The sequence below is a fragment of the Variovorax sp. RCC_210 genome (assembly GCF_041355175.1).
GTDB lineage: Bacteria > Pseudomonadota > Gammaproteobacteria > Burkholderiales > Burkholderiaceae_C > Variovorax.
Map to the genome: position 1 here is coordinate 154285 of NZ_JBFUPJ010000001.1, position 21502 is coordinate 175786.

A 21502-nucleotide genomic window follows, 5' to 3' on the forward strand; every position below is an offset into this window, starting at 1 on the left:
GGCCTCGCCGGTTTCGGCGGGGCTTTTTTACTTGTGCCTTGGGGCCTGCCTGTTCACGCGCCCCGAACAGAGCCGACTACCGCGCTTCAGCAGGCGCTTCAGCAGGCGCGGCGACAGGCGAAGAAGAAGGCACTGCAAGCTCCGCCACGCGCTGCCCGAACGCGATCAGCACCTGCGGGTCGTAGGCGTGGAACCAGGTGATGCCGCCCATGCGACGGCGCACCAGCAGCCGCGGCGCAATCAGCCGCTCGAGCATGCGGATGTGCACCAGCTTGAGCTGCGCCACGTCTTGCGCCTTCACGCGCTTGTCCCACAGCCAGGTCTGCACCAGCTCGTCGCCTTCGAGCCGGGTGCGGCTGTAGACGATCCAGTAGCCGACCCACACCACGCACAGCGCCGCAATGGCCATCACCACCAGCGCGCTGGTCGTCCATTCGGCCGTGCGCAGCGACGGCAGGCTCCAGATGCCGAATGCGAAGAGGTCGACCACCAGCACCACCGCCAGCGTGCGCAGCAGGGGAGGGAAGGCGGCGCCTTCCGTGGCGCCCTTCGTGGCGTGCTCGGTGGCGCTCTCCGTGGCGTGTTCGCTCACGGCTTGGTGGCTTCGCTGGCGGCCGGCGGCGCGGGCTCTGGCGCAGGCTCGGACGTCGGCGCCTCGTCCTTCTTGCTGTTGCCGAACGGGTCTTCCATGTTCACGCCGTTGCTGTCGGGCGCGGGCGGGGGCTCGGCGTCGGCAGGCATGTCGAGGTTGACCTTGTCGATGTCGACGACCTTTTCCTTCTCGAGGAACACGGTCACGGTCTGCGGGAAGAAGATCACGATGGCCACCAGCAGCAGCTGCATCGCCACCCACGGCACCGCGCCCAGGTAGATGTCGCGGGACTCCACCTTCTTCGGCAGCGCCCCGTTCTTGAAGAGGGTGTCGGCAATGCCCCGCAAATAGAACAGCGCGAAGCCGAACGGCGGGTGCATGAACGAGGTCTGCATGTTCACGCACAGCAGCACGCCGAACCACACCATGTCGATGCCCAGCTTGTGGGCCACCGGCCCCAGCAGCGGCAGGATGATGAAGGCGATCTCGAAGAAGTCGAGGAAGAACGCCAGGAAGAACACGAAGATGTTCACCGCGATCAGGAAGCCCACCTGCCCGCCGGGCAGGCCCGAGAGCATGTGCTCGATCCACTTGGCGCCGTCCACGCCCTGGAACACCAGCGAGAACACGCGCGAGCCGATCAGGATGAACACCACCATCGCCGTGAGGCGCATGGTGCCTTCCATGGCGTCTTTCATGAGCTGCCAGTTCAGGCGCCGGTGGATCAGCGCGAGGATGAGCGAGCCCACCGCGCCCATGGCGCCGGCCTCGGTCGGCGTGGCGATGGCCTTGTCCATGAAGGGCAGGCCGCCCATGGAGCCGAGCACCGCGAAGATCAGGATGGCCGAGGGGATGATGCCGCGCAGGCACTTGCCCCACAGCGCCCAGCCGTGCAGCGTGCGCGCGCTGGCCGGCAGGCCCGGCACGTAGTGCGGGCGAATGCGCCCGACCATGAAGGTGTAGATCGCGAAGATGATCACCTGCAGGATCGACGGACCCCACGCGCCCTTGTACATCTGGCCCACGTCGGTACCGAGCTGGTCGGCCATGACGATCAGCACCAGCGAGGGCGGCACCAGCTGCGTGATGGTGCCCGAGGCGGCGAGCACGCCGGTCGAGTAGCGCATGTCGTAGCCGTAGCGCATCATGATCGGCAGCGAGATCATGGCCATGGCGATCACCTGGCCGGCCACCGTGCCGGTGATGGCCCCGAGGATGAAGCCCACGATGATCACCGAGTAGCCCAGGCCGCCGCGCACGGGGCCGAAGAGCTGGCCCATGGAGTCGAGCATGTCCTCGGCCAGCCCGCATTTCTCCAGTACGGCTCCCATCAATGTGAAGAACGGAATGGCCAGCAGCGTTTCGTTCGACAAAATGCCGAACACGTTCAGCGGCAGGTTGGCCATGAAGCCGGCCGGGAACCAGCCCATCTCGATCGCGAAGAAGCCGCAGATCAGGCCCAGGGCCGAGAGCGAGAACGCGACCGGAAAGCCGATCAGCATGATCACCACGAGCCCCGCGAACATGATCGGGGCGAAATTTTCCATGTGCATTGCGACTTACCTGCGGTGCGAAAGGGGCGGGCCTTGGGGAGCGGAAAACCGGAGAGAGCGGAAGGAGCGAGGCGCCCTTACTGCACCGGCTTCTCGTAATGCGTGTCCATGGTGATCAGGCCGCGCAGGTAGGCAATGCGCTTGATGATTTCCGAAACGCCCTGCAGGAACATCGCCGCGAAGCCCACGGGCATCAGCAGTGCGGCGGGCCAGCGAATGAGGCCGCCGATGTTGCCCGACATCTCGCCCGTGACCCACATGTTCCAGAAGAAGGGCCAGGTGAGGTAGGTGAAGAGCCCCATCACCGGCAGCAGGAAGAAGGTGAGGCCGAACAGGTCGACATACACCGGCCCGTAGCCCTTCAGCTTGCCGTAGATGATGTCCACGCGCACATGCTCGTTGAAGCGAAGCACCACGGGCGCGCCGAGCATCACGGTGGCGGCGAACAGGTACCACTGGATCTCGAGCCAGGAGTTCTTGCTGAAGTCGAGCCCGTAGCGAATGAGTGCGTTGCCGGCCGAGATGAGCGATGCGCCGAGGACGGCGTAGCCGGCGATCTTGCCGAGTTTTTCGCTGACCCAGTCCATGCCGGTCGCGAACTTGAGGAATGCAGACAAGGGGTGTCTCCCACGAAGCCCAAGGTGAAGCGCCGGCCCCTGGTGGGGGCTGCGCAAAGCCGCGGATGTTACCGCGGTGAACCTTTGTATTGCCTTGCTACACAGACGGGGTTTACCCGGTAGCCCCGGCCTTTTCGAGCCCCCGCATGCGAGCCTCGTCGCCATAATCTCCCATGTCTTCGCGCCTTCCGCCTTCGACGCCTTCGGGTGCCACGGGCCTGCCCCATTCGATCGATTCCCCCGACATGAGCCGCGCGGGCCGAGAGCTGCTGTCGCTGGCCCTCATCGACGCCCGCAACCACACGCTGCACCTGCTGTCGCTCTACGAGCAGGCGCTGGGCGTCGAGGCGCTCTCGGTGCCGCCGGTGCCTGAAGAAGAAGGCGTGGTGCCCCCGGTGTGGCTGGCCGGGCACATCGGCTGGTTCGCCGAATGGTGGATCGGGCGCAACACGCAGCGCGCCTTCGGTGTCGACTGCCCCGTGCGGCCCACGCGGCTGGCGGCCATCGACCCCGGCGCCGACGGCTGGTGGAACCCGGCGCAGAGCGCGCCCGGCCAGTGCTGGTCGCCCAGCCTGCCCGACCTTGCCCAGACCAAGGCCTACCTGCTGGAAACGCTGGAGAGCACGCTGGAGCTGCTCGAGCACGCGGCCGAGACCGACGCCGGCCTGTACTTCTACCGCCTGGCGCTGTTCCACGAAGACCTGCGCGGCGAGCAGTTCGTGGTGATGGCGCAGACGCTGGGGCTGCCCCTGGGCATCGAGCAGGCGCCCGTGGCCGTCACGCGTGAACCGTTGCTGCTGCCCGCCACGCGCTGGGAGCTGGGGCTGCCCGACAGCGGCTTCGCCTTCGCGCAGGAGCGCGCGGCGCACCGGGTGGACGTGCCCGAGTTCGAGATCGACGCGCAGCCCATCACCTGGAGCCAGTTCATCGAGTTCGTCGACGACGGCGGCTACGACCGCGAGGAGCTGTGGCACGGCCAGGGCTGGCGCTGGCTGGCCGCGCAGGTCGAGGGGCGGCGCGGGCCGCGGCATGTCGAGCAGATCGGCGTGGCGCGCAACGGCAGCGGCGGCTCGGTGCTGCAGCAGCGCTTCGGCGCGACCGTGCGCGCGGCCGGCCACCACAGCGCCGTGCACCTGAGCTGGTGGGAGGCCGATGCGTGGGCGCGCTGGGCCGGCCGGCGCATCGCGACCGAGGTCGAATGGGAAATTGCCGCGCACACCGCCGCGCGCCGCGGCTTTCGCTGGGCCGACGTGCACGAATGGACGGCCGGCACGCTGCAGCCCTGGCCCGGCTACCGGGCCGATCCGTGGAGCGCGGGCAGCGAGTTCGATCCGGCGGCGGCGTTCGGCAAGGCGCGCGTGCTGCGCGGTGCGTCTTTCGCGACGCGTGCGCGGCTGCGTTCGCCCCGGCGCCGCGGCTTCGCATTGCCGGAGCGGGACGACGGCTTCTTCGGTTTCCGCACCTGCGCGCTCTAGCGCGGAGACCAGGGGGCAGGGCCGGCAGGGCAGAGGCTCAGCGCCCGCCGCCTTCAGTGGCCAGCGGCGGCGCCACTTCTTCCAGCGGCTTGCGCTCCGCGTCTGCCGCATAGCGCAAGGCCAGCAGCCCCGCCACGATGACCAGCACGGCGCCGATGCCGTAGCCCACCATCACCGCGCCGCGGCTGCCGGTTTCTATCAACAGGCCGAACAGCAGCGGCGCCGCGAAGCCGCCCGCGCCCATGCCCACCGCATAGAAGATGGCGATGGCCATCGCACGCATCTCCAGCGGAAACACCTCGCTCACCGTGAGGTAGGCCGAGCTGGCCGCCGCCGACGCCAGGAAGAACACCGCCGACCAGCACAGCGCCTGGCTGCGCGCGTCGAGCCAGCCCATCATGAAGGCCCAGCCGGTGATGGCCAGGCCGATGCCCGCGAGCACATAGGTCAGCGCGATCATCTTGCGCCGGCCCAGGCTGTCGAACAGCGGCCCCAGCAGCAGCGGCCCCAGCACATTGCCCAGCGCGAACGGGAAGATATAGAACGCCACGCTGGCCTCGGGCACCGCATAGAAGCGCGTGAGCACCAACGCGTAGGTGAAGAAGATGGCGTTGTAGAAGAAGGCCTGCGACACCATCAGCGCCAGCGCCACCGCGCTGCGCTGCCGGTAGCGGCTGAACAGCACGCGCGCCACCTCGCGCATCGACGGGCTGGTCTGGCGCGCGTCGGTGTACGTGACATGGCCCTGCGGCGCCGGCAGCGGGCCGTGCTGCGCTTCGACCTCGGCCTCGATCTGCTCGACGATGCGCCTGGCCTCGTCGGCGCGCCCGTGCGCGATGAGCCAGCGCGGGCTCTCGGGCACGTCGCGCCGCACCAGCAGGATGGCCACCGCCAGCACCCCGCCCAGCGCGAAGCCCGCGCGCCAGCCCCACACCGGGCCGATGACGCGCGCGTCGAGCAGCACCAGGCTCAGCGCCGCGCCCAGCGCCGCGCCGATCCAGAAGCTGCCGTTGATCGCCAGGTTCACGCGTCCGCGCACGCGCGCCGGAATCAGCTCGTCGATGGCCGAGTTGATGGCCGCGTATTCGCCGCCGATGCCCAGCCCCGTGACGAAGCGGCACAGCGCGAAGAAGGCGAAGTTGGGGGAGAAGGCCGTGGCCAGCGTGCCGATGGTGTAGACCACCAGCGTGACCAGGAACAGCTTCTTGCGGCCGAGCCGGTCGGTGAGCCGGCCGAAGAGCAGGGCGCCGATGACCGCGCCCGCCACATACACCGAGCCCGAGAGGCCGATCTCGCCGGCCGTGAGCCCGAGCGTGTCGGGCCGCTCGAGCACGGCGCCGATGGAGCCCACCAGCGTGACCTCCAGGCCGTCGAGCACCCAGGCCACGCCCAGCGCGATCACCACGCGCCAATGCCAGCGCGACCACGGCAGGCGGTCCAGGCGGGCGGGGATGTCGCTGCGCAGTACCGTCATGCCGACGATTATGGGAAGGCGGCCCGCGAGCCACCTGTAGGACCGGGGCTTCGATGAAGCCGCGGTCCGGGGAACACCAGGGTCAGGCCGTCTCGGCCAGCGCGTCGGCCAGCGCGTTCACCATGCGGTCGATCTCTGCCTTCTCCGAGATGAAGGGCGGCGCCAGCTGGATGGTGTCGCCGCCGTAGCGCACGTAGAAGCCCTTCTTCCAGCAGTTCATCGCGATCTCGTACGGGCGGCGGGCGGGCTCGCCCGGCAGCGGCGCAATGGTCAGGCCGGCGGCCAGGCCGTAGTTGCGGATGTCCGTCACGTGCTTGCTGCCCTTCAGGCTGTGCACCGCGTTCTCGAAGTGCGGGGCCAGCGCCTGCACGCGGCCGACCATGTCTTCCTTCTGCAGCACGTCGAGCGCCGCGATGCCGGCGGCGCAGGCCACCGGGTGCGCGCCGTAGGTGTAGCCGTGCGGAAACTCCAGCATGTAGTCGGCGCCGCCGGCGGCCATGAAGGTGTCGTAGATCTCCTTGCTGGCCACCACCGCGCCCAGCGGCTGCGCGCCGTTGGTCACCTGCTTGGCGATGTTCATGATGTCGGGCGTCACGCCGAAGGCTTCCGCGCCCGTGAGCGCGCCGCAGCGGCCGAAGCCGGTGATGACCTCGTCGAAGATCAGCAGGATGTTGTTGGCCGTGCAGATGTCGCGCAGGCGCTTCAGGTAGCCCTTGGGCGGGATCACCACGCCGGCCGAACCCGAGAAGGGCTCCACGATGACGGCCGCGATGTTCGACGCGTCGTGCAGCGCAATGAGGTCGAGCAGGCGGTCGGCCAGCTCGGCGCCGTGCTCGGCCATGCCGCGCGTGAAGGCGTTGGACGCGAGCTGCGTGTGCGGCAGGTGGTCGGCTTCCACGCCCTGGCCGAAGAGCTTGCGGTTGGCGCCGATGCCGCCCACCGAGATGCCGCCGTAGTTCACGCCGTGGTAGCCCTTCTCGCGGCCGATCAGGCGGGTCTTGCTGGCCTGGCCCTTGGTGCGCCAGTAGGCGCGCGCCATCTTCAGCGAGGTGTCGGCGGCTTCGGAGCCCGAGCCGGTGAAGAACACGTAGTCCAGCCCGGCGGGCGTGAGTTCCTTGATCTTGTTGGCCAGCTCGAACGAGGCGGGGTGGCCGAACTGGAAGGCGGGCGAGTAGTCGAGCTTGGCGATCTGGCGGCTCACCGCCTCGGTGATCTCGGGGCGGCCGTGGCCCAGGCCCGAGCACCACAGGCCGGAGAGGCCGTCGAAGATCTTGCGCCCGTCCACGTCGGTGAAGTACGCACCCTTGGCCTCCACGATGATCCGCGGATCGGCCTTGAAGTTGCGGTTGCCGGTGTAGGGCATCCAGTGCGCGTCGAGCCAGGCGGCGTCGGTGCGCACGGCGGGCGTGGGGTCGATGGCGGGGGCGGCGAGTGTCATGGCGATTCCCGCGCGGGGCGGGCTCCGAGGGGCTGATGGAATGCGCCGATTGTTGGCACACCCTTCAGTGTGGAGAATGGCGCAATATCAATGTTCACTTGACACTTCATGCAAGTAAAAGAAAAGCCCCGCAACGGTGCCGCCGGCCCGCGCAACCGCGCCGTTTTGGGGCAACTCAGCGACATGGACCTGCGCCTGCTCAAGGTGTTCAAGAGCGTGGTCGATTGCGGCGGCATGGCGGCCGCCGAGCTGGAGCTGAACATCGGCACCTCCACCGTGAGCCGCCACGTGAAGGACCTGGAAACGCGGCTGGGCCTGGTGCTGTGCCGTCGCGGGCGCGCGGGCTTCGCGCTCACGGCCGAAGGGCAGCGCGTGTATGACGAAACGCTGCGCCTGCTGGCCTCGGTCGATGCCTTTCGCGGCAGCATCGACGACATCCACAACCGCATGGGCGGGCAGCTGGAGGTGGCGGTGTTCGACAAGACGGCCACCAACCCCAAGGCGCGCATCGGCCAGGCGATCGCGCGTTTCACCGAGATGGCGCCGGAGGTGAGCCTGGCGCTGCACGTGGGCTCCATCAACGCCATCGAGCAGGGGGTGCTCGAGGGCAACTTCCAGATCGGCATCATCCCGGCGCACCGCAGCTCCAAGAGCCTGGTGTACGCCGACCTGTTCGACGAGACCATGCTGCTGTACTGCGGCCAAGGCCATCCGCTGTTCGACGCCAGCCACGCCAGGCTCACCTGGGCGAAGCTGCGCGAACATCACTTCGCGGGGCTGGGCTACCACTCGCCCAACATGGAGCTGAGCCACCGCGCCAAGCTGTCGCGCAAGGCCACGGGCTTCGACCAGGAGGCGATCGCCACGCTGATTCTTTCGGGGCGGTTCCTGGGCTTCCTGCCCGACCACTATGCGCAGGCGTTCGAGCAGCGCGGGCTCATGAAGGCGGTGCTGCCGGCGCGCTTCAACTATGCGTGCCGGTTCGTGAGCCTGCTGCGCAGGTCACCGAAGCCGTCGCGGGCGGTGTTGGCGTTTCAGGAATGTCTGGAGAAGGCGCACGGCTAGCCGGACTCAGCGCTGCCCACTGGGCAGCAGCAGGTGCTTCGCCCCGATGTGCGCTTCCATCTCGTGCATGTGGTGTTCCGCGTCGACCATGTGCTCGGCCATCAGCCGCCGCACTTCGCTCGCGTCTTCCTTGCGGTAGGCGGCCAGCAGCTGCGTGTGGTAGTCGACGTTGGTCTCGCCGAAGTGGTGGTGGTCCAGCGCCTTCTTGTAGACCACGAGGTCGCGCAGCAGGTCGTTCAGGAAGCGACACATGAAGGAAAGCACCGGATTGGGGCAGCTTTCGGCCAGCATGGTGTGAAAGGCCAGTTCGGCCTCGCGCTGCGTGCGCAGCTCGTCCTCGTTGGTGGGCTCGACGGTGCACAGGCGCACGTTGGCTTCGAGCTTCTCGAACTGCTCGGGCGTGAGCTTGCCGACCACGCTCACTGCCAGTTCAGGCTCCAGCGCCTTGCGCAGCTGGTAGATGTGGTGCCCGTCGAGGTGGTGGAAGTGCAGGAAGTTGCGCAGCGGCTCCGACGCATGGTCCACCGACACCTGCTGCAGGTACGCGCCGCCGCCCGGGCCGGTGCGAATGGCGACGAGGCCGCGCACCTCCAGCGCCTTCAGCGCCTCGCGCACGGTGCTCTTCGAATAGCCGAAGAGCTCGATCAGTTCCTTCTCGTTGGGCAACCGGTCGCCGGGCTGCTTGCGCTCCGCCACGATCCAGCGCTTGACGTCTTCGACGATGACGTCCGAGAGCTTTTGCCGCTTCGGGCGGTTCTGCCCCACTCTCATTCACGCGCTCCATGCCCATCGGGAGATGCGCGGGATGCGCAACAGCGGGCGATCTTAAACGGCGTCATGCGAGGGCCCTCTCTGGCGTTGGGTACGGGTTTTGCTAGCGGGTTTTTACCAGCATATTAATCCTATTTATCCGCTTAAATTCGCCGGCATTCGCAGGCACCCCCGTTCCGTTCCCACCTCAACCGCTCCTCAACTTTCCCCCACGATCGGAGAACCCACCATGCAACGCAGACACCTCCTCCAGCTCGCCGCCCTGTCGGCCGCCCCGGCCTCGCTCCTGGCGAGCCGCCCGGTCTTCGCGCAATCGGCCGAGGCCATCCGCTTCGGCTGCCCGGTGCCGATGTCGGGCGCCTTCGCGGCCAACGGCAAGTTCGCCGACCTGGGCATGAAGCTGGCCATCGAGCAGTACGGCAGCGTGCTGAAGCGCCCGCTGGCCTACACGGTGCTCGACACCGAAGGCAAGCCCGCGACCGCCGTGCGCAAGGTGCAGGAGGCCTCGCAGCAGCAGGGCGCGAAGTTCTTCGCGGGCGGCATCCTGTCGTCCGAGGCCCTGGCAATGGGCAAGGAGGCCGAAAAGGCCGGCGGCCTGTTCATCACCACCGCGGGCGCGGACGAAATCACCGGAAAAGACTGCAACCCCGCCACCTTCCGCTGGTCGGTGCCCACCTTCGGCGCCATCGAGCAGACGGTGCGCCCGCTGATCGCCTCCATGCCGAAAGCCAAGCGCTGGTACACCATCACGCCGCAGTACGTGTTCGGCGACGGCTTGCTGAGCGCGGCCAAGAACATCTTCCAGGAGAAGGGCATCGAGCACGTGGGCAACAGCTACCACTCGCTCAACGAGAAGGAGTTCAGCGGCTACCTCACCAACGCCATGGCCGCCAAGCCCGACGTGCTGCTGCTGCTGAACTTCGGCGCGCAGTCGTCGGCGGCACTGCGCCAGGCGGTGAGCTTCGGCATGCACAAGAACATGACCATCCTCATGGCCTGGGCCTCTGGCCTGGAGCAGTTCGACGAGCTGGGCGCCGACCTGTGCGACGGCGTGTACTTCGGCGCGCAGTACTGGCACACGGCCGACACCCCGCTCAACAAGGACCTGGTCAAGCGCACGGCCGACAAGCTGAAGATCGTGCCCAACTACAGCCTGGCCGGCTCGTACATCTGCACCAAGATCCTGATCGACGGCATCGTCAAGGCCGGCACGGTCGACCAGAAGGCCGTCATCGCCGCGCTGGAAGGCATGAAGTACGACGGCCTCACGGGCGCCGAAGAAATCCGCAAGGCCGACCACCAGGTGGTGAAGGACTACTACCTGCTCAAGGGCAAGGCCAAGTCGAAGATGGCGAACCCGGCCGACTACGTCGACGTGGTGAGCTCGGGCAAGTCGTTCCTGCCCGTCGACAAGACAGGCTGCAAGTTGAGCTAACCCCCAGGCTTGCCCACTGCGCGTGTCCTCCAACCCCCTTTCAGGGGGCAGCACCTGCGGCCCGGCAAAGCCGGTTCCGCGGTGTTCTCGAGGGGGCACCGCATTCGAGCCTGCCATTACGCATAACCATGTCTGTCTACCTGCTCCAGACCATCAACGGAATCGGCATCGGCATGCTGTATTTCCTGCTGGCCGTTGGCTTGTCCATCGTGTTCGGCCTGCTGCGCTTCGTGAACTTCGCGCACGGCGCTTTCTACCTGCTGGGTGCCTACCTGTGCTACCAGGCCATGCAGTGGGGCCTGGACTTCTGGGTCGCGCTGGTGGTGGTGCCGCTCGTGGTGGGCGCGCTCGGCTGGCTGGCCGAGAAGCTGCTGCTGCGCCGCGTGTACGCCAAGCCGCACGAGTTCCACATCCTGGTCACCGTGGGCCTGGCGCTGGCGGTGCAGGAGATCGTCATCGTGTTCTGGGGCCCGCTGGGCAACAGCGTGCCCACGCCCGACCTGCTGCAGGGCGTGGTGATGTGGGGCAGCTTCATCTACCCGAAGTACCGGCTGTTCGTCATCGGCTTCACCGCCGTGCTCGCGGTGCTGCTGTGGTGGGTGCTCGAAGGCACGCGCCTGGGCAGCGCGGTGCGCGCGGGCAGCGAATCGACCGAGATGGTGTCGCTGCTGGGCATCAACGTGTTCCGCGTGTTCAGCCTGGTGTTCGCGCTCGGCGCGGCCACCGCGGCGCTGGCCGGCGTGCTGGCCGCGCCCATTCGCGGCGCCGAGCCGTTCATGGGGGTGGAGGCGCTCAGCGTGGCCTTCGTGGTGGTGGTGATCGGGGGGCTCGGCAGCTTCGGCGGCGCGCTGGTCGGCGGGCTGCTGATCGGCATCGTGCAGAGCCTGATGAGCACCATCTGGCCGCCGGGCGCGAGCCTGATGATCTACGTCGCGATGGGGGCCGTGCTCCTGTTGCGCCCGCATGGCCTGCTCGGCCGCAGAGGATGACCCACGCCATGCCAAGAAAATATTCATTCCTGCTGGCGCTCGTCGTCGCGCTCGGCCTGCCGCTGGTGCTGCGCTCGGGCTCGCTCGCGAGCGAAGTGCTCATCTACGGCCTTGCCGCCGTGGGCTGCAACCTGCTGCTGGGCTACACGGGGCTGCTCTCGTTCGGCCAGGGCATCTTCTTCGGGCTGGGCAGCTACACCATCGCCATCCTGCTCACGCGGCTGCAGGTGCCCATGCCGCTGGCGCTGCTCGCGGCCGTGGCCATGGGCGCGCTGGGCGCGGCGGTGGTCGGCTGGGTGGCCATTCGCCAGCGCGGCACCTACTTCGTGATGCTCACGCTGGCCTTCGCGCAGATGTTCTATTTCGTGGCGTACACCGCCTCGGGCCTCACGGGTGGAGACAACGGCCTGCTCGACGTGCCGCGCCCCGCCTTCATGGACACGCCGTGGAAGTACTACGCCTTCGTGGCGGTGGTCTTCCTCATCGCGTTCGCGCTGCTGCTGCGCGTGACCGACTCGGTGTTCGGCCGCACGCTGCTGGCCATTCGCGACAACGAGGACCGCCCCGCCGCGGTGGGCTACGACCTGAAGCGCTTCAAGCTGCTGGCCTTCGTCATCTCCGGGGCCGTCACCGGCCTGGCGGGCGGGCTGCACGCGATGATGACCGGCATCGCGCCGCTGTCGAACGCCGAGTACCACACCAGCGAGATGATCCTGGTCATCACCGTCATCGGCGGCACCGGCAACCTGTTCGCCTCGGTGCTGGGCTCGGCCTTCTATGTGCTGCTGGCCGACTGGCTCTCCACGCTGTGGCCGCGCTGGCTGCTGCTGCTGGGGCTGCTGCTAATCGGCGTGAGCATCGGCATGCAGCGCGGGCTGTGGGGCCTGGGCGAGAGCGCCTGGCGCCGCGTGTTCCGCAAGGCCGCGCTTGAAACGGCAACGTCAAAGGCGACAAAGGCGACACAGGCGGTCGCTGCGCAGGGAGACAAGGCATGAGCGACGTTCTCATCGAAGCCGTCGGCGTCACCAAGCACTACGGCAAGTTCGCCGCGCTGGGCGGCGTCGACATGAAGATCCGGCGCAACACCGTGCACTCGGTGATCGGGCCGAACGGCGCGGGCAAGACCACGCTGTTCCACATGCTCACGGGCACCGGCACCACCACGGGCGGGCGCATCGTGTTCGACGGCCACGACGTGACGCGCGAGCCCGACCACAAGCGCGTGCAGCGCGGCATGGCGCGCTCGTTCCAGGTCACCAGCCTGTTCGCGAGCCTGTCGGTGCGCGAGAACCTGCGCGTGGCCGCGCAGGGCATCGCGCCGCGCCAGGCCATGAACTGCTGGCGCGCGCCGGTGGGCGAGCGCGCCTGCGCCGACACCGTGGCCGAGGTGCTCGCACGCGTGGGCCTGGAGCGCCTGGCCGACACGCCCGCCAGCGTGCTGTCGCACGGCCAGCAGCGCCGTCTCGAGGTGGGCATGGCGCTGGCCGCGAAGCCCAAGGCCATCTTTCTCGACGAGCCGACCTCGGGCATGGGCATCGACGACCTCGACGACATGAAGCAGCTCATTCGCGGCCTGCGCGACGCGCACACCGTGGTGCTGATCGAGCACAACATGAACATCGTGATGGACATCTCGGACACCGTCACCGTGATGCAGCTGGGCCGCGTGCTGGCCGAGGGGCTGCCGGGCGACATCCGCGCGGATGCGCGCGTGCGCACGGCGTACCTGGGCAACATGATCACCGGAGGAAAAGCATGAGCGCGAACATCCTCGAAGTCGAAGCGCTGCACGCCCACTACGGCAAGAGCCATGTGCTGCAGGGCGTCTCGCTGACGGTGGGCGAGGCCGAGCTGGTCACGCTGCTGGGGCGCAACGGCGCGGGCAAGTCGACCACGCTCAAGAGCATTGCCGGCGCGGTCACGCCCACCGGCGGCCGCTTGCGCTTCCAGGGCGCTGACATTGCCGGCCAGCCGCCGCACCGCATCGCGCAGCGCGGCGTGTGCCTGGTGCCCGAGCACCGCGGCGTGTTCAAGCTGCTGTCGGTGGAAGAAAACCTGCTGCTCGGTCAGCGGCGCGAATCGCCCTGGCAGCTGGACGACATCTACCGCATCTTCCCGCGCCTGAAGGAGCGGCGGCGCAACGGCGGCGGGCAGCTCTCGGGCGGCGAGCAGCAGATGCTGGCCATTGGCCGTGCGCTCATGAACCATCCGCGCCTGCTGATCCTCGACGAGCCGGTCGAGGGGCTCGCGCCGGTCATCGTCGAGGAAATCGTCGCGCAGCTGAAGACCATCAAGGCCGCGGGCGTGGCCATCCTGCTGGTCGAGCAGAACCTGGAGGTCTGCGTGCAGCTGGCCGACCGCCACTACATCGTGGAGCAGGGCGTGATCGTGCACGAGGCCGCCAACGCCGACTTCGTTGCCGACCACGAAGTGAAAGACCGCTACCTGGGCGTGGGCCTTGCCTGAACACCCGCGCCCCTCTTTTCTCATTCGCAACACCATGACATCACACACCGAACTCCGCATCGACGGCCAGCGGCTCTGGAACTCCCTGATGGAGCTGGCGCAACTGGGCGCCACCGAGAAAGGCGGCGTCTGCCGCATCGCGCTGACCGAGCTTGACCGCCAGGGCCGCGACCTGTTCACGCGCTGGATGCGCGAGGCGGGCTGCGAGGTGCGCGTGGACGCCATCGGCAACATCTTCGCGCGCCGCGCCGGCCGCGACAACGCGCTGCCCCCCGTCACCACCGGCAGCCACATCGACACCCAGCCCACCGGCGGCAAGTTCGACGGCAACTACGGCGTGCTCGCCGGGCTGGAAGTGGTGCGGGCGCTGAACGACGCCAAGGTGCAGACCGAGGCGCCGATCGAGGTGGCCGTGTGGACCAACGAAGAAGGCTCGCGTTTCGTGCCCGTGATGATGGGCTCGGGCGTGTTCGTCGATGCCTTCACGCTGGAGCACGCGCTGGCCCAGCGCGACACCGAGGGCGTGAGCGTGTCCGATGCGCTGCAGGCCATCGGCTACGCGGGCAGCACGCCGGCCTCGGCCGCCGCTTCGCCGGTGGGCGCGTATTTCGAGGCGCACATCGAGCAAGGCCCGGTGCTGGAAGCCAACGAGCGCGTGATCGGCGTGGTCGAGGGCGCGCTCGGCCAGCGCTGGTACGACGTGGTGATGCAGGGCATGGAAGCGCATGCCGGCCCCACGCCGATGGAACTGCGCAAGGACGCGCTGCTCGCCGCGTCGGAGCTCGTCATCGAGGTGAACCGCATCGCGCTGGCGCACGCGCCGCACGCACGCGGCACGGTCGGCTGGATCGACAACTATCCGAACTCGCGCAACGTGATCCCGGGCCGCGTGAAGCTCAGCGTCGACCTGCGCGCGGCCGACGACGTGGTGCTGTCGGCCATGGACGCCGAGCTGAAGACGGCGGTGCAGCGCATCGCCACCAAGGGCAAGGTCGCGGCCACGGTGGAGCAGGTGGTGTACTTTCCGCCGCAGCCGTTCACGCCCCGGCTGGTGTCGGCGGTGCGCGACGCGGCGCAGGCGCAGGGCCTGGGCTGGATGAACGTGATCAGCGGCGCCGGCCACGATGCGGTGTACCTCGCGCGCGTGTGCCCCGCGGCGATGATCTTCGTGCCGTGCCTGGACGGCATCAGCCACAACGAGATCGAGGACGCGCAGCCCGACCACCTCGAAGCCGGCTGCAACGTGCTGCTGCAGGCCATGCTGCAAAGCGCGGGGGTGGTGTCGTGAAGGTCCTGATCGCGCGCCTCAACCACGAGACCAACACCTTCTCGCCCGTGCCCACGCCGCTCGCGGCCTTCGGGCCCGACGGCCCCACCTTCGGCGCGCAGGCGTACGCCGACAACAAGGGCATGCGCACCGCGATGTCGGCCTTCATCGACCTGGCCGAGCAGGCGGGTGCCACGGTGGTCACGCCGGTGTCGGCCTCGGCCAACCCGAGCGGGCCGGTCGATGCGCAGGCCTACACCACGCTCACGCAATGCATCGTGGACGCGGCGCCGGGCTGCGACGCCATCCTGCTCGACCTGCACGGCGCCATGGTGGCGCAGAACAGCGCGGACGGCGAGGGCGACCTGCTGGTGCGCCTGCGCGCCGCCGCGCCGGGCGTGCCCATTGGCGTGGCGCTCGACCTGCACGCCAACGTAACGCCGGCGATGGTGCGCAACGCCGACGTCATCGTCGGCTTCAAGACCTATCCGCACATCGACATGTACGAGACCGGCGCGCACGCGGGCCGCCTGCTGCTCGACCTGCTGGCCGGCCGCAGCACGCCTCACATGCGCTGGCGCCAGCTGCCGCTGATGGCGCACACGCTGCGCAGCGCCTCGTTCACCGGCGCGATGCAGCGGGCCATCGAGGCGGCGCAGGCGGCCGAGCGTTCGGAGTCGCTGGCGGTGTCGATCCTGGCGGGCTTCTCGCTGTCGGACATCGAGGCGCCGTGCATGAGCGTGATCGTGGTCGACGCGCAGTCGCCCGAGCGCGCGCAGGCCACGGCCGACTGCATCGCCACGCAGATGTGGAACGAGCGCGAGGCCTTCATCTACCGCAGCGAACCGCTGGCGGAATCGATTGCGCGCGCCAAGCTCATCGCGCATGGCGCCTCCAAACCGGTGCTGCTGCTCGACCACGGGGACAACTGCATGTCCGGCGGCAGCTGCGACACCATGGACGTGCTGCAGGAGGCGCTGGCCCAGGGCCTGCACGGCATCGGCGTGGGCCCGCTGTGCGACCCCGAGGCGGTGGCCGAGCTGGTCGCGGCGGGCGAGGGCGCCGAAGTGACCGTGGCGCTGGGCAACAAGGTGTCGCTCGAAGGCATCGGCCTGTCGAAGACGCCGGTGCGCCTGACGGGCACGGTGCGCGCCATCAGCGACGGCGACTACGTCATCACCGGCCCTACCTACACCGGCCAGCGCAGCAGCATGGGCCGCACGGTGCTGTTCGACATCGGTGCCGCGCGCATCGTGGTGACCGAGCGCACGCAGGAGCCGTGGGACATCGGCGTGTTCGAGTGCGCGGGGCTCGATCCGCGCACCGAGCGCTTCCTGCTGCTGAAGTCGCGCATGTACTGCCGGCCGGTGTTCGTGCCGCTGTCGGCCGCGCTGGTGGAGTGCGACAGCCCGGGCGTGACCAGCTCGGACTACGGGCTGTTCCCGTTCAGCAAGGTGCGCCGGCCGGTGTTTCCGCTGGACGCGGACGCGGCGATGGACACTGCCGCATAGCGTCCACATAACGCACACATAACCTGCCACGTCATCGACGCGAATCGCGTGCGCCGCGACCATTCCTTCACCCCGCGCTGTTGCGGGTCGACCCCCCCGAAAGGAATGGCCACCATGAACACCGCCGCACACGATGCCACCCAGATCGCCCGCGACTACATCGCCGTCTGGAACGAGACCGACGCCGCGCGCCGCGCCGCGCTGATCGAAGCCGGCTGGACCGCCAACGCCCACTACATCGACCCGATGGCGCAGGCCAGCGGCCACGCGCAGATCAGCGCGCTGGTGGGCGCGGTGCACCAGCGCTTTCCGGGCTTTCGCTTCCACCTGCTGGGCAAGGCCGACGCGCACGGCGACCAGATGCGCTTCTCGTGGACGCTCGGGCCGAGCGGGGCGCAAGACCTGATCCAGGGCACCGACTTCGCGCAGCTCGACGCGGGCAAGCTGCGCTCGGTGACGGGGTTCCTGGACAAGGTGCCCGTGGGTGCCTGATGGGGCCTGATGGCGCGTGGCGCCGCTTGATCTCTTCCTGGTGCGCAGCGCTCAGTCCGGCGCGCCCGCCGGCCGCCCGCGCCACAGCTTGCGGTACACCGTCGCCCGGCTGATGCCCAGCGCCCGTGCGGCTTCGGCCACGTTGCCGCGCGCATCGGCCACCGCCTTGCGGATCAGCGCGGTCTCCACGTCGCGCAGGCGCGGGCGCGCATCGACGGCGGGCGCGGCCACGGCGCCGCCGCGGCCGCCGGCCTGGGGCCGCACCTGCACCCGCAGGCCGGACCACAGCGGCACCTCCAGCACCGCGTCGGCGCGGCGGGCCGCGTCGAACATCATGTGCAGCGGCAGGGCGAACAGGTCGTTGAAATGCAGCGGCTGCGTGTTGCGCGCCAGCGGCTGGTGCAGCATCTGGCGCGCCGCCGCGTTGGCGCCGATCACGCTGCCGCCGGCATCGATGCACAGCAGCCCTTCGCTCGCCTCGCCGGCCGGACTGCCCGGCCAGGCCAGGTGCAGCAGCAGCTCGCAGGGCTCGCGCATGACCAGGGTGTTCTCGATGCTGCGCGCCGACAGCGCGGCCAGGTGCCGCAGCTCGGGGCGCTCCACCACCTGCACGCCGGTCAGGTCGAGCATGCCGATGCAGTCGCCCTGGGGACCGAAGAGCGGCGCGCCGGCGCAGCTGTACACGCTGGTGTCGTCGAAGAAGTGCTCGCCGCCGTGCAGCCACACCGACTCCTGCTCGGCCAGCGCCGTGCCGATGGCGCTGGTGCCGATGGCGCGCTCCGACAGGTCGACGCCCACGCGCCCAATGTCGCGCGCGCAGCGGCTGGCGGTGTCGGTGCCGTCGGGCAGGTTGCCCACGTCCACCACGATGCCCTCGGCGTCGGTCAGGATGGCGAAGTAGCGCGTGTCGGCAATGGCGCGCGAAAGCCGTTCGATCACCGGACGCGCCACGGCGATCAGCGCGCGGTTGCGCTCGGCGATGTCGCAGCTGTGACTCCGGCTCACCGGCTCGAAGCTCACCCGCTGCTGCGGCCGGCGGCCGGCCTCGATGCAGCGTTGCCACGACCGGGCGATCCATGAGTCGATGCAGGCCGCGCCGCGTGCGCGCGGCGACTCGCCATCGATCAGTTCGCGCCGGGCCTGGGCAATGGCCAGCGACCGCTCCGGCGGCGGTGAAACAAGAGAGACAGGCATCGTGGGGGGCTCGCGTGCACGCGCTTTTCGGGGCTTTTCCCGGCTCGCCGGATGGCAAGCTGTTTCATTTTGAGAATTTCGCGCGCTCTGTGCAAGTGGCAAGGGTTTTGCCTAGGATAGTGCGAAAGGTCGCCATCCAAGATGCTTTCGCTGAACCAGCCATCACCTTTCACGGAGACAGCCACATGCAGGTCGCTTTCAAGGTCAACGGCCGCCAGGTCACGGTCGACGCGCCACCCAACACCTTCCTTGTCCACGCCATCCGCGAGCACCTCCACCTCACGGGCACCCATGTGGGTTGCGACACCGCGCAGTGCGGCGCGTGCACCGTCCATGTGAACGGGCGGGCGGTCAAGTCGTGCAACATCCTGGTCGCGCAGGCGGCAGGCAGCGACATCACCACCATCGAGGGCATTGCCGAGGCCGACGGCACCATGCATCCCATGCAGGCGGCGTTCAAGGAATGCCACGGCCTGCAATGCGGCTTCTGCACGCCGGGCATGGTCATGAGCGCCATCGACCTGTGCACCCACCACCCCAAGTCGAGCGAGACCGAGATCCGCGAGCTGCTCGACGGCAACCTGTGCCGTTGCACGGGCTACCAGAACATCGTGAAGGCCGTGAAGATGGGCGGCGAGGCGATGGCCTCGGGCACGCCGGTCAAAGCAACCGTCACGGCGTGAAGGGAGCGACATCATGGGTGCCTCCGACTTCTCGAACCTGCCCCACATCGGCGAGGCGCTGCGGCGCAAGGAAGACTATCGCTTCCTGACCGGCGCGGGCAACTACACCGACGACATCACGCTGGCCAACCAGAGCCATGCGGTCTTCGTGCGCTCGCCGCACGCCCACGCCACGGTCAAGTCGGTCGACATCGCCGAGGCGTTGAAGATGCCCGGCGTGGTCGGCATCTTCAGCGGCAAGGACATCGAGGGAAAGATGGGCGGGCTGCCTTGCGGCTGGCTCATCAACAACCCCGACGGCACCCCCATGAAGGAGCCGATGCACCCGATCCTGGCGATCAACAAGGTGCGCTACGTGGGCGACCACGTGGCCATGGTGGTGGCCGAGACGGTCGAGCAGGCGAAGAACGCCGCCGAGGCCGTGGTGGTCGACTACGACGTGCTGCCCGCGCTGGTGAGCGTGGCCGACGCGGCGAAGAAAACCGGCAACACCACGCTGCACGACGAAGCCCCCGACAACCAGTGCTACAAGTGGGTGCTGGGCGACAAGGCCGCGGTCGACACGGTGTTCGCCACCGCCGCGCACGTGACCAAGCTCGACCTGGTCAACAACCGGCTCATTCCCAACCCGATCGAGCCGCGCGTGGCCATCGGCAGCTACAGCCGCGGCACCGACGACTACACGCTGTACGTGTCCAACCAGAACCCGCACGTCGAGCGGCTGCTCATGACGGCGTTCGTGCTGGGCCTGCCCGAGCACAAGGTGCGCGTGATCGCGCCCGACGTGGGCGGCGGCTTCGGCTCCAAGATCTTCCTGTACGCCGAGGACGTGTGCCTCACCTGGGCGGCCAAGCAGCTCAACCGCAACATCAAGTGGACGGCGGAGCGCTCGGAGTGTTTCCTTTCAGACGCGCACGGCCGCGACCACGTGAGCCATGCCGAGATGGCGATGGACAAGGACGGCAAGTTCCTCGCCATGCGCGTGCACACCGACGCCAACCTGGGCGCGTACCTGTCGACCTTCTCGACGGCGGTGCCGACCATCCTCTACGCGACGCTGCTGGCGGGCCAATACACCACGCCGCAGATCTACGTGGAGGTCGATGCCTGGTTCACCAATACCGCGCCGGTGGACGCCTACCGCGGCGCCGGCCGGCCCGAGGCCACCTACCTGCTGGAGCGGCTGGTGTCGCGCTGTGCCTGGGAAATGAACCTGGGGCAGGACGAGATCCGCAAGCGCAACTTCATCACCACCTTTCCGTACCAGACGCCGGTGGCGCTGCAGTACGACACCGGCGACTTCCACGCCTGCATGACCAAGGCGCAGGCGCTGGCCGAGGTCGACGGCTTCGCGGCGCGCAGGTCGGCCAGCGAGGCCAGGGGCAAGCTGCGCGGCATCGGCTATTCGAGCTACATCGAGGCCTGCGGCATCGCGCCGTCGAACATCGCGGGTGCGCTGGGCGCGCGCGCGGGCCTGTTCGAGTGCGGCGAGATCCGCGTGCACCCGACCGGCAGCGTGACGGTGTTCACCGGCTCGCACAGCCACGGCCAGGGCCACGAGACCACCTTCGCGCAGGTGGTGGCGGCGCGCCTGGGCATTCCGGTGGAGAACGTCGACGTGGTGCACGGCGACACCGGCCGCGTGCCCTTCGGCATGGGCACCTACGGCTCGCGCTCCATCTCGGTGGGCGGCGCGGCCATCATGAAGGCGCTCGACAAGATCGAGACCAAGGCCAAGAAAATCGCCGCGCACCTGATGGAGGCGAGCGACGCCGACATCGAGTTCGCCAACGGCGAATTCACGGTCAAGGGCACCGACAAGAAGATCCCGTTCGGCCAGGTGGCGCTCACGGCCTACGTGCCGCACAACTACCCGCTCGACAAGCTGGAACCGGGCCTGAACGAAACCGCCTTCTACGACCCGACCAACTTCACCTTTCCGGGCGGTACCTACATCTGCGAGGTCGAGATCGACAGGCAGACCGCCGAGGTGCGGGTCGACCGCTTCACCGCGGTGGACGACTTCGGCACCATCATCAACCCGATGATCGTCGAGGGCCAGGTGCACGGCGGGCTGGTGCAGGGCATCGGCCAGGCATTGCTGGAAAACTGCGTGTACGACAACGAAACGGGCCAGCTGCTCACCGGCAGCTTCATGGACTACGCCATGCCGCGCGCCGCGGAGTTTCCGCAGTTCAAGCTGGACACCGTGTGCACCCCGTGCACCCACAACCCGCTGGGCACCAAGGGCTGCGGCGAGGCAGGGGCCATCGGCTCGCCGCCGGCGGTCATCAACGCCGTGCTCGACGCGCTCGCGCCCCTGGGCGTGAAGGACTTCGACATGCCCGCATCGTCCAGCCGCGTCTGGGAAGCGATGCAGAAGGGCAGCGGCAGCGCCGCGAAGGACGCCATGCCGCAAGAGCCCGCGCTCGCCGCCAGCACCCAGGGCCGGCCCGCTCCCTGAACACAACAAAGAAGGA

Annotated in this window: 19 protein-coding genes; 12 read left to right on the forward strand and 7 right to left on the reverse strand. The window is 68.5% G+C overall.

Translation table 11 applies throughout. The features are described 5' to 3' along the window. Window positions 1–76: 76 nt before the first annotated feature. From AB6807_RS00750 to AB6807_RS00760, 3 genes are all read right to left on the reverse strand, one after another. Window positions 77–592 carry a hypothetical protein gene (locus tag AB6807_RS00750; RefSeq protein ID WP_371083150.1) on the reverse strand — a complete coding sequence of 172 codons (516 nt, stop codon included), beginning with the start codon at window positions 590–592 and terminating at the stop codon, window positions 77–79. After that, a complete protein-coding gene (locus AB6807_RS00755; RefSeq protein ID WP_371083151.1) occupies window positions 589–2145 on the reverse strand; it encodes a TRAP transporter large permease subunit in 1557 nt (518 codons plus the stop codon). Before AB6807_RS00755 ends, AB6807_RS00750 begins: the two co-directional genes overlap by 4 nt. Window positions 2146–2222: 77 nt before the next feature. Then, window positions 2223–2762 carry a TRAP transporter small permease subunit gene (locus AB6807_RS00760; RefSeq protein ID WP_116908133.1) on the reverse strand — a complete coding sequence of 180 codons (540 nt, stop codon included), beginning with the start codon at window positions 2760–2762 and terminating at the stop codon, window positions 2223–2225. A 173-nt stretch (window positions 2763–2935) separates the two neighbouring features. Here AB6807_RS00760 and AB6807_RS00765 point away from each other — a divergent pair, with 173 nt between their 5' ends. Next, on the forward strand, window positions 2936–4237 hold the full coding sequence (locus AB6807_RS00765) for an SUMF1/EgtB/PvdO family nonheme iron enzyme (RefSeq protein ID WP_371083152.1): 1302 nt from the start codon (window positions 2936–2938) through the stop codon (window positions 4235–4237). Window positions 4238–4274: 37 nt separating this feature from the next. Here the strand turns inward: AB6807_RS00765 and AB6807_RS00770 are convergent, their stop codons facing one another. Further along, the gene (locus AB6807_RS00770; protein ID WP_371083153.1) at window positions 4275–5711 is read right to left on the reverse strand and encodes an MFS transporter; all 1437 of its coding nucleotides are present in this window, start codon (window positions 5709–5711) and stop codon (window positions 4275–4277) included. A gap of 82 nt (window positions 5712–5793) precedes the next feature. Further along, window positions 5794–7149, reverse strand: a complete 1356-nt coding sequence (locus tag AB6807_RS00775) for an aspartate aminotransferase family protein (protein WP_116908130.1) — start codon at window positions 7147–7149, stop codon at window positions 5794–5796. A gap of 108 nt (window positions 7150–7257) precedes the next feature. Between AB6807_RS00775 and AB6807_RS00780 the strand changes: the two genes are divergently transcribed. Further along, window positions 7258–8214: a LysR family transcriptional regulator gene (locus AB6807_RS00780; protein WP_371083154.1), complete on the forward strand. Its 957-nt coding sequence runs from the start codon at window positions 7258–7260 to the stop codon at window positions 8212–8214. 6 nt (window positions 8215–8220) lie between these two features. Here the strand turns inward: AB6807_RS00780 and AB6807_RS00785 are convergent, their stop codons facing one another. Beyond that, window positions 8221–8985, reverse strand: coding sequence for a FadR/GntR family transcriptional regulator (locus AB6807_RS00785; protein WP_371083155.1), 765 nt, complete (start codon window positions 8983–8985; stop codon window positions 8221–8223). A gap of 229 nt (window positions 8986–9214) precedes the next feature. On the opposite strand from AB6807_RS00785, the gene AB6807_RS00790 reads away from it, so the two are divergent. The 8 genes from AB6807_RS00790 (at window position 9215) to AB6807_RS00825 (ending at window position 17145) form a co-directional block, all read left to right on the forward strand. Then, on the forward strand, window positions 9215–10420 hold the full coding sequence (locus AB6807_RS00790; protein WP_371083156.1) for an ABC transporter substrate-binding protein: 1206 nt from the start codon (window positions 9215–9217) through the stop codon (window positions 10418–10420). 128 nt (window positions 10421–10548) lie between these two features. Then, entirely contained in the window at window positions 10549–11409 is an 861-nt protein-coding gene (locus AB6807_RS00795) for a branched-chain amino acid ABC transporter permease (RefSeq protein WP_116908125.1), read from the forward strand. A gap of 8 nt (window positions 11410–11417) precedes the next feature. After that, the gene (locus AB6807_RS00800) at window positions 11418–12404 is read left to right on the forward strand and encodes a branched-chain amino acid ABC transporter permease (RefSeq protein ID WP_371083157.1); all 987 of its coding nucleotides are present in this window, start codon (window positions 11418–11420) and stop codon (window positions 12402–12404) included. Next, window positions 12401–13168 carry an ABC transporter ATP-binding protein gene (locus AB6807_RS00805; protein ID WP_371083158.1) on the forward strand — a complete coding sequence of 256 codons (768 nt, stop codon included), beginning with the start codon at window positions 12401–12403 and terminating at the stop codon, window positions 13166–13168. Before AB6807_RS00800 ends, AB6807_RS00805 begins: the two co-directional genes overlap by 4 nt. After that, window positions 13165–13875 carry an ABC transporter ATP-binding protein gene (locus AB6807_RS00810; RefSeq protein WP_371083159.1) on the forward strand — a complete coding sequence of 237 codons (711 nt, stop codon included), beginning with the start codon at window positions 13165–13167 and terminating at the stop codon, window positions 13873–13875. Before AB6807_RS00805 ends, AB6807_RS00810 begins: the two co-directional genes overlap by 4 nt. Window positions 13876–13909: 34 nt before the next feature. Beyond that, complete coding sequence (locus AB6807_RS00815; protein WP_371083160.1) at window positions 13910–15163, forward strand: Zn-dependent hydrolase; 1254 nt, start codon at window positions 13910–13912, stop codon at window positions 15161–15163. Then, a complete protein-coding gene (locus AB6807_RS00820; RefSeq protein WP_371083161.1) occupies window positions 15160–16653 on the forward strand; it encodes a M81 family metallopeptidase in 1494 nt (497 codons plus the stop codon). Before AB6807_RS00815 ends, AB6807_RS00820 begins: the two co-directional genes overlap by 4 nt. A 114-nt stretch (window positions 16654–16767) precedes the next feature. Further along, window positions 16768–17145, forward strand: coding sequence for a nuclear transport factor 2 family protein (locus tag AB6807_RS00825; protein WP_371083162.1), 378 nt, complete (start codon window positions 16768–16770; stop codon window positions 17143–17145). Between the two features lie 51 nt (window positions 17146–17196). Here AB6807_RS00825 and AB6807_RS00830 read toward each other — a convergent pair whose 3' ends face one another. Next, window positions 17197–18339 carry a helix-turn-helix domain-containing protein gene (locus AB6807_RS00830; protein WP_371083163.1) on the reverse strand — a complete coding sequence of 381 codons (1143 nt, stop codon included), beginning with the start codon at window positions 18337–18339 and terminating at the stop codon, window positions 17197–17199. A gap of 185 nt (window positions 18340–18524) precedes the next feature. Between AB6807_RS00830 and AB6807_RS00835 the strand changes: the two genes are divergently transcribed. Both AB6807_RS00835 and AB6807_RS00840 read left to right on the forward strand, forming a co-directional pair. Continuing rightward, window positions 18525–19022: a (2Fe-2S)-binding protein gene (locus AB6807_RS00835; RefSeq protein WP_371083164.1), complete on the forward strand. Its 498-nt coding sequence runs from the start codon at window positions 18525–18527 to the stop codon at window positions 19020–19022. A gap of 13 nt (window positions 19023–19035) precedes the next feature. Continuing rightward, window positions 19036–21486: a xanthine dehydrogenase family protein molybdopterin-binding subunit gene (locus AB6807_RS00840; protein WP_371083165.1), complete on the forward strand. Its 2451-nt coding sequence runs from the start codon at window positions 19036–19038 to the stop codon at window positions 21484–21486. The last annotated feature ends 16 nt before the right edge of the window (window positions 21487–21502 follow it).